This window comes from Micromonospora sp. A3M-1-15, from assembly GCF_024213425.1.
Lineage (GTDB): Bacteria > Actinomycetota > Actinomycetes > Mycobacteriales > Micromonosporaceae > Micromonospora > Micromonospora chersina.
In genome coordinates, this window is the sequence record NZ_JANAVK010000006.1 from 251890 (window position 1) to 264606 (window position 12717).

The 12717-nt window shown below is 72.0% G+C and carries 12 protein-coding genes and 1 riboswitch; of the genes, 7 read left to right on the forward strand and 5 right to left on the reverse strand.

Features of this window, described 5'->3' with window-relative positions:
• Positions 1-14 precede the first annotated feature (14 nt).
• Both NLX85_RS27490 and NLX85_RS27495 read right to left on the reverse strand, forming a co-directional pair.
• Positions 15-671: a transglycosylase family protein gene (locus NLX85_RS27490; protein ID WP_254339944.1), complete on the reverse strand. Its 657-nt coding sequence runs from the start codon at positions 669-671 to the stop codon at positions 15-17.
• Positions 671-843: riboswitch (cyclic di-AMP (ydaO/yuaA leader) on the reverse strand. (Overlaps the previous gene by 1 nt.)
• Positions 844-987: 144 nt before the next feature.
• Entirely contained in the window at positions 988-2820 is a 1833-nt protein-coding gene (locus tag NLX85_RS27495) for a glycoside hydrolase family 3 protein (protein ID WP_254339946.1), read from the reverse strand.
• Between the two features lie 165 nt (positions 2821-2985).
• Between NLX85_RS27495 and NLX85_RS27500 the strand changes: the two genes are divergently transcribed.
• The 4 genes from NLX85_RS27500 (at position 2986) to NLX85_RS27515 (ending at position 6222) form a co-directional block, all read left to right on the forward strand.
• Positions 2986-4554 (forward strand): LLM class flavin-dependent oxidoreductase, encoded by a 1569-nt coding sequence (locus tag NLX85_RS27500; protein WP_254339947.1) that lies wholly within the window; start codon positions 2986-2988, stop codon positions 4552-4554.
• A 74-nt stretch (positions 4555-4628) separates the two neighbouring features.
• Positions 4629-5099, forward strand: coding sequence for a helix-turn-helix domain-containing protein (locus NLX85_RS27505; RefSeq protein ID WP_091306214.1), 471 nt, complete (start codon positions 4629-4631; stop codon positions 5097-5099).
• A gap of 34 nt (positions 5100-5133) precedes the next feature.
• Positions 5134-5832, forward strand: a complete 699-nt coding sequence (locus NLX85_RS27510) for an SDR family oxidoreductase (protein ID WP_254339949.1) — start codon at positions 5134-5136, stop codon at positions 5830-5832.
• A gap of 30 nt (positions 5833-5862) precedes the next feature.
• Positions 5863-6222 carry a hypothetical protein gene (locus tag NLX85_RS27515; protein ID WP_254339951.1) on the forward strand — a complete coding sequence of 120 codons (360 nt, stop codon included), beginning with the start codon at positions 5863-5865 and terminating at the stop codon, positions 6220-6222.
• Positions 6223-6319: 97 nt separating this feature from the next.
• Here the strand turns inward: NLX85_RS27515 and htpG are convergent, their stop codons facing one another.
• The gene (gene htpG / locus NLX85_RS27520; protein WP_308210837.1) at positions 6320-8212 is read right to left on the reverse strand and encodes a molecular chaperone HtpG; all 1893 of its coding nucleotides are present in this window, start codon (positions 8210-8212) and stop codon (positions 6320-6322) included.
• A gap of 135 nt (positions 8213-8347) precedes the next feature.
• Here htpG and NLX85_RS27525 point away from each other — a divergent pair, with 135 nt between their 5' ends.
• From NLX85_RS27525 to NLX85_RS27535, 3 genes are read left to right on the forward strand one after another with little or no spacing between them, the layout of a single operon-like run.
• Positions 8348-9076 carry a FadR/GntR family transcriptional regulator gene (locus NLX85_RS27525; RefSeq protein ID WP_254339953.1) on the forward strand — a complete coding sequence of 243 codons (729 nt, stop codon included), beginning with the start codon at positions 8348-8350 and terminating at the stop codon, positions 9074-9076.
• Complete coding sequence (locus NLX85_RS27530; protein WP_254339955.1) at positions 9073-9900, forward strand: sterol desaturase family protein; 828 nt, start codon at positions 9073-9075, stop codon at positions 9898-9900. Before NLX85_RS27525 ends, NLX85_RS27530 begins: the two co-directional genes overlap by 4 nt.
• Positions 9897-10550: a lysoplasmalogenase gene (locus tag NLX85_RS27535; protein WP_254339957.1), complete on the forward strand. Its 654-nt coding sequence runs from the start codon at positions 9897-9899 to the stop codon at positions 10548-10550. The genes NLX85_RS27530 and NLX85_RS27535 overlap by 4 nt, the downstream gene beginning before the upstream one ends.
• 171 nt (positions 10551-10721) lie before the next feature.
• Here NLX85_RS27535 and NLX85_RS27540 read toward each other — a convergent pair whose 3' ends face one another.
• Positions 10722-12164, reverse strand: a complete 1443-nt coding sequence (locus NLX85_RS27540) for an MFS transporter (RefSeq protein WP_254339959.1) — start codon at positions 12162-12164, stop codon at positions 10722-10724.
• Positions 12165-12219: 55 nt separating this feature from the next.
• The gene (locus NLX85_RS27545) at positions 12220-12678 is read right to left on the reverse strand and encodes a MarR family winged helix-turn-helix transcriptional regulator (RefSeq protein WP_254339961.1); all 459 of its coding nucleotides are present in this window, start codon (positions 12676-12678) and stop codon (positions 12220-12222) included.
• Between the last annotated feature and the right edge of the window lie 39 nt (positions 12679-12717).

Below are 12717 nucleotides of genomic sequence, written 5' to 3' on the forward strand. Positions count from 1 at the left end.
GTTCCGGTGGGGTCTCAGCGCAGGCGCAGCTTCTGGCCCGGGAAGATCAGGCCCGGGTTCGCGCCGACCACGTCCCTGTTGCGCTCGTAGAGGGCGTGCCAACCGCCGGCCACGTTCTTCGCGTCGGCGATCTCGGAGAGGGTGTCCCCGGGCCGGACGAGGTAGCTGCCGGCGCCGCTCGGGCCCGGCGTGCCACGCCGCTCGCCGCGGACGGTCGGCCGGTCGGCGCGCGACTTCCGCTCCGTGGTCGCCTTCTTGGCGGACTTCGTCGAGCCCGCGTCCTTGCTGGTGTACCTCTTGGTGGAGCCGCCCTTCTTGCCGCAGACCGGCCAGGCGCCGATGCCCTGCCCGTCGAGGACCTTCTCGGCGATGGCGATCTGCTCGCTGCGGCTGGCCAGGTCGGCGCGGCTGGCGTACTTCTGGCCGCCGTAGCCGTTCCAGGTGCTCCGGGAGAACTGGAGCCCGCCGTAGTAGCCGTTGCCGGTGTTGATGTGCCAGTTGCCGCCGGACTCGCACTGGGCGACGGCATCCCAGTTGACGCTGGCGGCGCTGGCCGGCGCGGCCGGTCCGAGAAGGGCGGCGGCGCCGGTGGCGGCGCCGACGACGAGCGCCCCGACTGCGGTGCGACGCTGCGCGGTCCGGCGGTGACGGGCGACGATTTCACTTGCCATGTGTGTTTCCTCCACGCCGACGAGGTGAGCTGTCGGGTTCGGGCCGAGGAGCCCGGCCGCCGGTGGCGGCTTCACCCCGAGGTGTCGTGCACCGAGGAACGTGTGGGTCCCCCGCTCCCGCCCGAGGTCCAGGTACCACCGGGCCGGCGGCGGGATTAGGCGTTGCCGGCCCGTGGTGTCCGCGATCGCGAACGGAGTCGACGTTAGGAACGTTTTGCGCCGAACGCCCAGTTCTTGTGAAGTTCTTCACCCGGCCGAGCGAAGGTCGCCCCGTTCGAGTTGCGCACCGTCCGAAGGGGGCTTATTGAGGGGCGGCTCAGTAGGTCAGGCCGTATCCCTGCTGGAAGAGCGGGACCTTGCCGTCGCCGGCGTTGATGGGCTGCTGGCTGACCGAGTTCATCCAGGTCATCGGCAGTTTGCCGGTCGGCGCGTACCCGCCGAAGAGGACGTCGGCGACCCCACCGCCCTCGGTGCCGGGCAGCCAGGAGGCCAGCAGCGCGTTCCACCGTGGCAGCTCGGCGGCGACGTCCAGCGGCCGGCCGCTGACCAGCACCACGATCACCGGCACGCCCGAGTTGCGCAGCGTCGTGATGGTACGCAGGTCGTCGCGGTCCAGGCTCATGCTGCCGGTGCGGTCGCCCTGGCCCTCGGCGTACGGCGTCTCGCCGACCACCGCGATCGCCGCCCGGTATGTCCTGTCGATGCCGGTGCCGCGCTGGTTGTACGTGACCGTCGTGGTCGGACCGGCCGCCGCGCGGATGCCCTGGAGGATGGTGGTGCCCGGGGTGACGGCGCCGGAGGAGCCCTGCCAGGAGATGGTCCACCCGCCGCTCTGGTTGCCGATGTTGTCGGCGTTCTTCCCGGCCACGAAGATCTTGTTGTTGTCCCGGGCCAGCGGGAGCACGCCGCCGTCGTTCTTGAGCAGCACCTGGGACTGCCGCACGGCCTGGCGGGCCAGCGCGCGGTGCGCCGCGCCGCCCACCGTCGGGGTCCAGCTCCGGTCGGTGTACGGCCGCTCGAAGAGGCCCAGCTCGAACTTCTTGGTGAGGATGCGCCGGTTGGCGTCGTCGATCCGGCTCATCGGCACGTGGCCGTTCTGCACCTCGGCCCGCAGGGTGCTGAGGAACGTCTTCCAGGCCGTCGGCACCATCACCATGTCGATGCCGGCGTTGACGGCGGCGCTGACCTCGGCGGCGGTGAACCCGCTGGCGCCGTCGATCTGGTCGATGCCGTTCCAGTCGGACACGACGAAGCCGGAGAAGCCCAACTCCCCCTTGAGGACGTCGGTGATCAGGTAGCGGTGGCCGTGCAGCTTCACCCCGTTCCAGCTGCTGTAGGAGATCATCACCGAGCCGACGCCGCGCTGCACCGCGGCCTGGAACGGGGGCAGGTGGATGGCGCGCAGGTCGGCCTCGCTGAGCTGGGTGTCGCCCTGGTCGTCGCCGCCGGTGGTGCCGCCGTCGCCGAGGTAGTGCTTGGCGGTGGCGAGCACCGACGTCGGCCCGCCCAGGGTGGTGCCCTGGAGGCCGGTGACCAGGGTGGACAGGCTCGCCGGCAGGTCCGGGGTCTCACCGAACGACTCGTAGGTGCGGCCCCACCGGTCGTTGCGGGCCACGCAGAGGCAGGGGGCGAAGTTCCAGTCCACACCGGTGCCGGTGATCTCCTCGGCGACGGCCTGGCCGATCTGCTGGACCAGTGCCGGGTCGCGGGTCGCGCCGAGGCCGATGTTGTGCGGGAAGATGGTCGCCCCGTACACGTTGTTGTGCCCGTGCACGGCGTCGACGCCGTAGATCATCGGGATGCCGAGCGGGGTGGCGAGGGCGGCGCGCTGGAAGCCGTCGTACATGTCGGCCCAGGACGTGGCGGTGTTCGGCGCGGGCGCGGAGCCGCCGCCGGAGAGGACCGAGCCCAGCCGGTACGTGGTGAGGTCGCCCGCGGTGACCGAGCCGCGCTCCGCCTGGGTCATCTGGCCGAGCTTCTCGTCGAGGGTCATCCGGGCGAGCAGGTCGGCGACGCGGGTGGCGACGGGCAGCGTCGGGTCCTGGTACGGCAGGCCGGCCGCGGTGGCCGGGGCGGGCACGGCCAGGGTGACCGCGACGAGCAGGAGGGCGAGGCCGAGCGGACGGGGGCGGTGGTGGTGACGGATCACGGGTCGCTCCTTCCCGGAGGAACGCTGAGGCCGTTCACCGGCACCCTATGCCCGCGAGCATCGACTGTGAACAATCCGTGCCGGTTCCGGAACCGCCGGGCGGGCGGGCGCCGGCGCGGGCTACCGTGGCAGGGTTCGCGCAAGATCGGCTAGAGGCGGCGAGGCATGAGCGACCACGGACACGAGCTGGCCTTCGGCGGCTTCCTCACCCCCTCGGCCGGCCGGCCCGAGCAGGTGGTGGCGCGCGCGAAGCTCTGCGAGCAGGTCGGCCTCGACCTGGTCACCTTCCAGGACCACCCCTACCAGCCGGGGTTCCTGGACACCTGGACGCTGATGTCGTTCGTGGCCGCCGCCACCAGCCGCATCACCCTCGCGGGGAACGTGCTCAACCTGCCGCTGCGGCAGCCCGTCGTGCTGGCCCGCAGCGTGGCAAGCCTGGACCTGCTCACCGGCGGCCGGGTCGAGCTGGGCCTCGGCGCCGGCGCCTTCTGGGAGGCCATCGAGGCGGTCGGCGGCCGGCGGCTCTCCCCCGGCGCGGCCGTGGACGCCCTCGACGAGGCGATCCGGGTGATCCGCGAGGTCTGGGACACCGGGCGGCGCGGCATGATCCGCGTCGAGGGCGAGCACTACCGGGTGGTCGGCGCGAAGCGCGGGCCGGCGCCGGCGCACCCGGCGGAGATCTGGGTGGGCGCGTACAAGCCGCGGATGCTGCGGCTGGTCGGGCGCGCGGCGGACGGCTGGCTGCCGTCGCTGGCGTACCTGCCGAAGGGGCCGGCGGAGCTGCCGGCGCTGAACGCGGTGATCGACGAGGCCGCCGCCGAGGCCGGCCGGGACCCCGGCGCGGTGCGGCGGCTGCTCAACGTCACCGGCGCCTTCTCCCGGTCGTCGGGTGGCTTCCTGGACGGCCCGCCCGAGCAGTGGGTGGAGGAGCTGGCCGGGCTCGCCCTGGACCACGGCATCGCCACCTTCGTCCTGGGCAGCGACGAGCCGCGGGCCATCCAGCTCTTCGCCCAGGAGGTGGCGCCCGCGGTCCGCGAGCTGGTCGCCGCGGAGCGGACCACGCCGGGCAGCCGCGCCCGCGCCGTCGAGGAGCAGCAGGCCGCCGTCGGGGCCGGCGGGTCGACCGCGCTCGCGGTCTCCCCCACCCCCGATCCGGGGGTACGGCTCAGCGCGCGCCGGCTCTGGGACGAGTCCACCCGGCCCGCGGCGCCGCCACCCCCGGCCGGGCACGTGTACACGGCCCGGGGGCAGGCCGTCGGCCAGCACCTGGTGGACGTGCACGACCACCTGCGCCAGGAGCTCACCCAGGTGCGTGACCTGCTCGAACAGGTCAAGCGCGGTGCGGTCGCCCCGGACGCCGCGCGGGCCGTGCTGAACGAGATGACCATGCGGCAGAACAACTGGACGCTCGGGGCCTACTGCGCGGCGTACTGCACGGCGGTGACCCAGCACCACGGCCTGGAGGACGCGTCGATCTTCCCGCACCTGCGCCGCGCCGACGCCGGGCTGGCGGCGGTGCTGGACCGCCTCGAGGAGGAGCACGTGGTGATCCACGGCGTGGTGGAGAGCGTCGACCGGGCGCTCGTGGACCTCATCCGGCAGCCGGGCGACTTCACCGAGCTCCAGGGTGCGGTGGACCTGCTCACCGACACCCTGCTGTCGCACCTGTCGTACGAGGAGCGGGAGATCGTCGAGCCGCTCGCCCGGCACGGCTTCTTCGCCGGCCAGCTCTGAGGGCGGTTATTCCCGGGTCCGGCGTGAGATAGCTGGCTTTTGCTTTCCTAAGTCAGCCGGGTAGCGTCGGGCCCATGACGGACTTCCTCGCGCAGCGCGACTCCTGGTCCACCGCCAACTGCTCGATCGCCGGGGCGCTCGAGGTGGTCGGCAACCGCACCACGCTGCTCCTGCTGCGCGAGGCCTCGTTCGGCACCCGGCGCTTCGACGACTTCGCCCGCCGCGTCGGCGTCAGCGAGCCGGTGGCCGCCGCCCGACTCAAGCGCCTCGTCGCCGACGGGCTGCTCGACCGGCGGCCCTACCGGGAGCCCGGGCAGCGCACCCGCGACGAGTACGTGCTCACCGACAAGGGGCGCGACCTGCTGCCGGTGCTCGCCGCCCTGCGCGAGTGGGGCGACGCGTACGCCGTCGAGGAGCCGTCGGTCCGGCTGGCCCACCACGACTGCGGCGCCGCGGTCCACGTGGCCCTGCGCTGCGCGGCCGGCCACGACGTGCCGGCCGACCAGGTGGACCTGCTCCCCGGGCCGGGCCTGCTGCCGTCCTGACCACCCACCCCTTCGCCACCCTCAGGAGCACACCATGAAGATCGCTGGAAGCACCGCCCTCGTCACCGGGGCCAACCGGGGCTTCGGCCGGCACCTCGCCGCCGAACTGCTGGCCCGGGGCGCCACCGTCTACGCCGGCGCCCGCAACCCGGACACCGTCGACCTGCCCGGCGTCACCCCGGTGCGTCTCGACATCACCGACGCCGCGTCGGTGGCGGCCGCCGCCGAGCTGGCCGGCGACGTCACCCTGCTGGTGAACAACGCCGGCGTGAGCACCGGCGCCGACCTGCTCGACGGCGACCTGGCCGAGATCCGGCTGGAGCTGGAGACCCACTACCTCGGCACGCTGTCGGTGGTGCGCGCCTTCGCGCCGACGATCGCGGCCAACGGCGGCGGCACCGTCCTGAACATCCTGTCCGCCCTGTCCTGGATCACGTTCCCGCAGGTGGGGGCGTACGGCGCGGCCAAGGCCGCCGAGTGGTCGATGACCAACGCGCTCCGCGCGCAGCTCGCCGACCGGGGCGTCCGCGTCGCCGGCCTGCACGTCGGCTACATGGACACCGACATGACCGCCCGGGTGACCGCGCCGAAGTCCGACCCCGCGGAGATCGCCCGGCTCGCCGTCGACGGCATCGAGGCCGACCGGTACGAGATCGTCGCCGACGACACCTCCCGCCAGGTCCTCGCCGGCCTGTCCGGCGGCGTCGCCGCCCTCTACCCCGGCCTGCCGTGATCCGCGGCTGACCGGCGGCACAATGACCGGATGCGACAGGGGTACGCCCACCACGCCGTCCTGGCCATGGCGCCGCACGCCGACGACGGCGCTCCCGGCGCCGCCGTCACCGTGGCCCTCTGCGGCCACTGGGACCACGAGCCGCCCTGCCCGGTGGCGGCCCACCACACCGCGACGGAGCGGGTCGGGGACGAGCTGCGTCTGCGCATCCTCTTCGCCACCGAGCCCCACCTCGAACCGCGGGTGCGGCGGGACATCGACCGGGCGTTGGGGCAGGGTGAACTCACCGGCCCGACCGGTGCGACGACCCGGTGGCGGCTGCTCCGCAGCGGGGTGCGCGAGCCGTCGCCCGACGAGGCGGCACACCCGGACCGGCTGATCCGCGGCTGACCGACCGCCGGGACGTGGCAGGACAGCCACGGCCGGCGGTCGGTCCCGTCCGGCCCGCCGGCCGTCGCCACGGGGGCAACGGCCGGCGGGCCCTCGGTCAGAGGCTGCGGGCGAGCCGGTCGGCGAGGATCCGGGTGAACCGGGCCGGGTCGGCCAGTTCCCCGCCCTCGGCGAGCAGTGCCATGCCGTACAGCAGCTCGGCGGTCTCGGTCAGAGCGCTGTTCTCGGCGCCCTGCTCGTGGGCCTTGCGCAGCCCGGTGACGAGCGGGTGGGCCGGGTTCAGCTCCAGGATCCGCTTGACCCGGGGCACCTCCTGCCCCATGGCCCGGTACATCTTCTCCAGCGTCGGCGTCATGTCGTGCGCGTCGCCCACCACGCAGGCCGGCGAGGTGGTGAGCCGGGTGGAGAGCCGGACCTCCTTGACGCTGTCGGCGAGCGCGCCGGTCATCCAGGTGAGCAGGTCGGCGTACTCCTGGCGCTCGGCCTCGGCCCGCTCCTTCTCCTCGTCGGTCTCCAGGTCGACCTGGCCCTTGGCGACCGAGCGCAGCGTCTTCCCGTCGTACGCGCCGACGCGCTCGACCCACACCTCGTCGACCGGGTCGGTGAGGATGAGCACCTCGTAGCCCCTGGCGCGGAACGCCTCCAGGTGCGGGGAGTTCTCGATGGTGGCCCGGTTCTCGCCGGTGGCGTAGTAGATCTCGGTCTGGCCGTCCTTCATCCGCTCGACGTAGTCGCGCAGCGTGGTCAGCTCGGCCGGGTCGTGGGTGCTGGCGGCGCGGACCAGGTCCAGCAGCGCCTCGGTGTTGTCCGGGTCCTCCAGCAGCCCCTCCTTGACCACCGCGCCGAACTCGCCCCAGAAGGTGCGGTACGACTCGGTGGAGAGGTCCTTGAGGGTGGCCAGGACCTTCTTGACCAGGCGGCGGCGCACGGCGCGGATCTGCCGGTCCTGCTGGAGGATCTCCCGGGAGATGTTCAGCGACAGGTCGTGCGCGTCCACCACGCCCTTGACGAAGCGCAGGTAGTTGGGCATCAGCGCGTCGCAGTCGTCCATGATGAACACGCGCTTGACGTAGAGCTGCACGCCCCGGCGGCCCTGCGGGGAGAACAGGTCGAGCGGGGCGTGCGAGGGCAGGAAGAGCAGCGCCTCGTACTCGAAGGTGCCCTCGCCGCGCATGTGGATGGTCTCCAGCGGGTCGGCCCAGTCGTGCGCGACGTGCCGGTAGAACTCCTTGTACTCGGCCTCGTCGACCTCGTCCCTGGCCCGCGCCCAGAGCGCCTTCATCGAGTTGAGGGTCTGCTCCTCGCGGGTGGTGGCGCCGTCCTCGCCCGGCTTCTCCACGGTCATCCGGATCGGCCAGGCGATGAAGTCGGAGTAGCGCTTGACGATCTCGCGGATGGTCCACTCGGCCGTGTAGTCGTGCAGGTTGTCCTCGTCGTCGGCCGGCTTGAGGTGCAGGGTGACGGCGGTGCCCTGCGGCGCGTCGTCGACCGCCTCGATGGAATAGGTGCCCTCGCCGGTGGACTCCCAGCGGGTGCCGCCGGCCTGCCCGGCGCGGCGGGTCAGCAGGGTGACCTTGTCGGCGACCATGAAGGTGGCGTAGAACCCGACGCCGAACTGCCCGATCAGCTCCTGCGAGGCGGCGGCGTCCTTCGTCTCGCGCAGCGTACGCAGCAGCTCGGCCGTTCCGGACTTGGCGATCGTGCCGATGAGCCCGACCACCTCGTCGCGGGACATGCCGATCCCGTTGTCCCGCACGGTCAGCGTGCGGTCGTCCTTGTCGACCTCGATCTCGATGTGCAGGTCGGCGGTGTCGACCTGGAGGTCCTTGTCGACAAGCGACTCCAGGCGCAGCTTGTCCAGCGCGTCGGAGGCGTTCGAGATCAGTTCGCGCAGGAAGACGTCCTTGTTCGAGTAGATCGAGTGCACCATCAGCTGGAGCAGCTGACGGGCCTCGGCCTGGAACTCCAACGTCTCTACCCGGTCGCTCACACCGACTCCCTTCCACTTCGCGGGCCTTCCGGCGGAAAGGATACGAGGCGTGCGCGCGCGGCCACCGGAGGGTGGTCGGTCGGATCTGGTCCAACCAGTTGACGTGTTGATGTGTGCGGGGCCACACTGCTGCCCATGGCCTTCGCCCCGGTCCCCCGCGCCTCGGTCTCCGACCACGTCTTCGGCCAGCTCCGCGACGCCATCGTGAGCGGTCGCTACCAGCCGGAGGAGACGCTGCCCGGCGAGCGCGAGCTGGCCGCCACGTTCGAGGTGAACCGGCACGCGGTCCGGGAGGCCCTGCGCCGGCTCCAGCAACTCGGCCTGGTCCGGGTCAGCCAGGGCGGCGCCACCCGGGTGCTCGACTGGCGGGTGCACGCCGGGCTGGACCTGGCACTGTCGCTGGCGCGCTCCGGTGACGTACTCCCGGTCGAGACGCTGGTCCGCGACATGCTGGAGATGCGGGCCTGCGTCGGGATCGACGCGGCCCGGCTCTGCGCCGAGCGCGGCGACCCGGAGGTCACCGCCGCGCTGGTCCGGGCGGCCGACGAGTACGGCGCGCTCGCCCCCGACCTGGACCGGATGAACGAGGCCAACATCGCGATCTGGTGGCTGATCGTCCGGGGCAGCGGCAACACCGCCTACCTGCTGGCGTTCAACAGCCTGGTGGCCGGCACCTTCGCCGTGGGCGACGTCCCCCCGGACGCCCGGGCCGCCGAACTGCTCGACGTGGCCGGCCACCGCCGGCTCGCCGCCGCCATCGCGGCCGGCCAGGGCACGGCGGCCGCCCGGCACGCCCGGGCCCTGCTGACCGCCCCGGTCACCACCCCCACCACCCCCGCCACCCGAAGGGAAGCCCGAGCATGATCCCCGCCGTGCTCTACGCCGTCCCGGCGTTCCTGCTCCTGATCATCATCGAGGCGGTCTCCTACCGGTTCCTCCCCGACGACGACGAACGCGGCTACGAGCTGCGCGACACCACCACCAGCCTTTCCATGGGGCTCGGCAGCCAGATCATCGGCTTCCCCTGGAAGCTGCTCACCGTCGGCGTCTACGCCGCGCTGTGGACGGTCGCGCCGGTGCACCTCTCCCCCGGCCACTGGTGGACCTGGGTGATCGTCTTCTTCGCCGACGACTTCGCGTACTACTGGTTCCACCGGCTGCACCACGAGGTCCGGGTGCTCTGGGCCAGCCACGTGGTGCACCACTCCAGCGTCTACTACAACCTCTCCACCGCGCTGCGGCAGAGCTGGACGCCGATGACCTCGCTGCCGTTCTGGCTGCCGCTGGCGCTGCTCGGCATCCCGCCGTGGATGATCTTCCTCCAGCAGTCGGTCAGTCTGCTCTACCAGTTCTTCCTGCACACCGAGCGGGTCGGCGTGCTGGCGCGGCCCATCGAGTTCGTCTTCAACACGCCCTCGCACCACCGGGTGCACCACGGCTCGAACGCCGAGTACCTGGACCGCAACTACGGCGGCATCCTCATCGTCTGGGACCGGCTCTTCGGCTCCTTCGAACCCGAGCGGGCCCCGGCCCGGTACGGGCTCACGAAGAACATCCAGACCTTCAACCCGCTGCGGGTGGCCACCCACGAGTTCGCCGCGATCTGGTCCGACGTCCGGCACGCCACCTCGTGGCGGCAGCGGCTCGGCTACCTGTTCGGCCGTCCCGGCTGGCAGCCGGCCCGGTGAGGCGCCCCTGGCTGGCCCTGTTCGGGGTCGTCGCCCTGGTCGAACTGGTGGGGGTCGCGCTCGACTCGACGCCGACGCAGTGGCTGGCCAAGCCGCTGCTGGCGCCGCTGCTGCTGGCGTACCTGTGGGAGCGGCGACGCCGGGTGGACCCGGTGGCCGTGGGCCTGGTCGCCGCCACGGCGGGGGACGTGGCCCTGCTCGTGCCGGGACAGGCCGCGTTCCTCGCGGGCATGGGGTGCTTCCTGGTCACCCAGGTCGCCTTCCTCACCGCCTTCCTGCGCCACCGCCGGCCGCCGGTGGCGGCCCTGGTCGGCTACCTGGTGACCTGGGCCGGGGCGAACGCGCTGCTCTGGGGTTCGCTGGGTGCGCTGCGGCTGCCGGTGCTCGGCTACAGCCTGGCGCTGTCCCTGATGGCCGCCGCCGCGGCCGGGGTGTCCCGGCGCACGGCGGCCGGCGGGGCGCTCTTCCTCGTCTCCGACCTGCTGATCGGCGTGGGCGCGGCGGGCAGCGACTTCCCGGGCCGGGACCTGCTGGTCATGGCCACCTACGCGGCGGCCCTTCTGCTGATCACCACGGGCTGGGTCGCCGCCACCGCGGGACGGCACGCCCGGCCTCCCTCACCCGCCGAGGCCGCGCAACCGGTCTCCTGATCGACCACCGACCGCGGTGAGGCGGTGTCCGGCTCCCGGACACCGCCTCCTGCGCGGCATCTGTGACAGGAGTTCGGCGTTGACGGCCGATCACCTCGTACCGGTGCGGCTCGTGCCTACGTGTCGGCTCTTTTTCGTTCCTGTTCGGCCGCCGCCCTTCCGGCGAGCTGGTCATCGATTTGACCGGCCTGGCTGGGCGCGGGTCGGGGCCGCGGTCGGGTTGGTCTCGGGAGAGCCTTGGCGGGCGAGAGTGAGGCTGGTCAAAGTGGTGATCGCCATCGCAGCTAATCCGACCAGCGCTGCCGTGGTGTAGGCGCCGTCGTTCGGGAAGAGATGGCCGCTGTCGGTGCCGGCGGCCAGGACCAGGCCGCCCATGGCGCTGCCCAGGGAGTACCCGACGCTACGGACGACATAGTTGAAGCTCATGGCGCTCGACGTCTCGCTCTTGGGGGTGACGGCCAGGATGACGCCGGGCATGGCGGCTGAGAAGCTGCCGACACCGAAGCCCAGCACGCCCATTGCTGTGAACAGTTCGGCCAGGTTCGACCGGGCCGCTGCAAACAGGACGAACCCGCCACCGACGACGACGGCGCTGCCGGCCAGGAGCAAGGGGCCCTCGATCCGTTCGCGAACCCGCGGCGTGAGCCTGCCGGCGACGAACCCCAGCACGGAGAACGGGACCAGGACGAGCCCGGCGACGAAGGTGGTCAGCCCGAAGCCGTAGCCGGCGCTGTGCGGCGTCTGCGCGTACCGGGTGATGAGCGTGAGCAGGAGGTACATGCCGATCCCGGCGACGAACATGGCGATGTTCGCCCCGGCGACCGCCGGGTGCCGCATCGCCCGGACATCGACCAGGGGCGTCTTACTGCGCAACTCGGAGGCAGCCCAGACGCAGAGCAGGAGCATGGCAACGATGGCGAGGACCACCGCCACGGCGAGGTGATCGCTCCACAGGCTCGTCTGGCCTGCGAGGAACAGGACGAGGAACAGTCCACCCGCCAGGATCAGCGCGCCCGCCACATCCACGTGAGCGGAGCGGCCTTCGGGAGCTACGGGTATGGAGCGCCACGCGGTCAGCAGCGCGACAGCGGTGACCAACAGACCGAGGCCATAGGCGGCCCGCACGCCGCCGAACTCGGTGAGGAGCGCGGCGAGCGGGTACCCGACGCCGGCCCCGATGATGGAGACCACCGAGATCAGGGCGATCGTGGCCGCGCCGCGCTCCTCGGGGAGGTGGTCGCGGGCCACGCCCATCATCAGCGCCGTCAGACCGAGCCCGACGCCTTGGGCGGCCCTACCGACGAGCAGCCACGCGAACGGCAGTGGTAGCACGGTGAGCGCGCTGCCGGCGACGACGACCGCGAGCGTGGCGAGAATGGTGGCTCGTCGGTGTGGGCCGGCTCCGAGCCGGCCCAGGACGGGCGTGGCGACGGCGCCGCTGAGCAGCGCGATGGTCAGCGTCCACTGTGCGCTGTCGAGTGCGACGTGGAACGTGGTCGCCACGCTGGTGATCAGCGGCGTCCCGAGGCTGGCGACTGCCGCCACGACCAGGGCAATGAACATCAGGGAGGGGACCAGCAGCCGCGCCTCGGAGTGCTCCGGGGCGGTGCTCATCGGTTGGTCCCGGTCGTGACGTGGTCTACGGTGGCCCCGCCGAGTGAGCACCCCGTCATTGCTTCGATCCTTCTCGATCTTCGCTGTCGAGTTCTGCCAGGTGTTGCAGCGCCGGAAGGGCTGCCGCCAAGGCCTCGACCTCGGTGTCAGTGAGTTTGTCGATCAGCCCTGCAAATGCCTGGACGCCCGCCCGGCGCCGCGCCCGGACGTAAGACGTGCCGGCCTCGGTCAGACACACCAACGTGACCCGTTTGTCGGACGGGTCACCTCTCCGCTCGACCAGCCCGGATTCCTCCATCACGCGAACCAGGACAGTCATCGCGGGCTGGGTGACACCGGCAATCGCGGCCAAATCGGTGATCCGTCGTGGGCCAGTCCTGTCCAGGGTGGCCAGGGTGGCAGCGGACGTGAGGCTCATGTCCCGGGGAAGACGCCTCACGGCCCTGGTAGCCAGTCCGTAGAGAACCGACCCGATTGCAGTGGAAGCGCGACGAGTGGCGTCCTGACGGCCCATGCCTGAAGCATAGCGCTTTTATATGAATGCTTTATGCAT

Bases quoted from the DNA above. Each gene is read 5' to 3' on its own strand.
- NLX85_RS27545 (WP_254339961.1), bottom strand. From the start codon at position 12,678: ATGGGCCGTCAGGACGCCACTCGTCGCGCTTCCACTGCAATCGGGTCG.
- NLX85_RS27515 (WP_254339951.1), top strand. From the start codon at position 5,863: ATGCGACAGGGGTACGCCCACCACGCCGTCCTGGCCATGGCGCCGCAC.
- NLX85_RS27490 (WP_254339944.1), bottom strand. From the start codon at position 671: ATGGCAAGTGAAATCGTCGCCCGTCACCGCCGGACCGCGCAGCGTCGC.
- NLX85_RS27540 (WP_254339959.1), bottom strand. From the start codon at position 12,164: ATGAGCACCGCCCCGGAGCACTCCGAGGCGCGGCTGCTGGTCCCCTCC.
- NLX85_RS27525 (WP_254339953.1), top strand. From the start codon at position 8,348: ATGGCCTTCGCCCCGGTCCCCCGCGCCTCGGTCTCCGACCACGTCTTC.
- NLX85_RS27530 (WP_254339955.1), top strand. From the start codon at position 9,073: ATGATCCCCGCCGTGCTCTACGCCGTCCCGGCGTTCCTGCTCCTGATC.
- NLX85_RS27505 (WP_091306214.1), top strand. From the start codon at position 4,629: ATGACGGACTTCCTCGCGCAGCGCGACTCCTGGTCCACCGCCAACTGC.
- NLX85_RS27510 (WP_254339949.1), top strand. From the start codon at position 5,134: ATGAAGATCGCTGGAAGCACCGCCCTCGTCACCGGGGCCAACCGGGGC.
- NLX85_RS27500 (WP_254339947.1), top strand. From the start codon at position 2,986: ATGAGCGACCACGGACACGAGCTGGCCTTCGGCGGCTTCCTCACCCCC.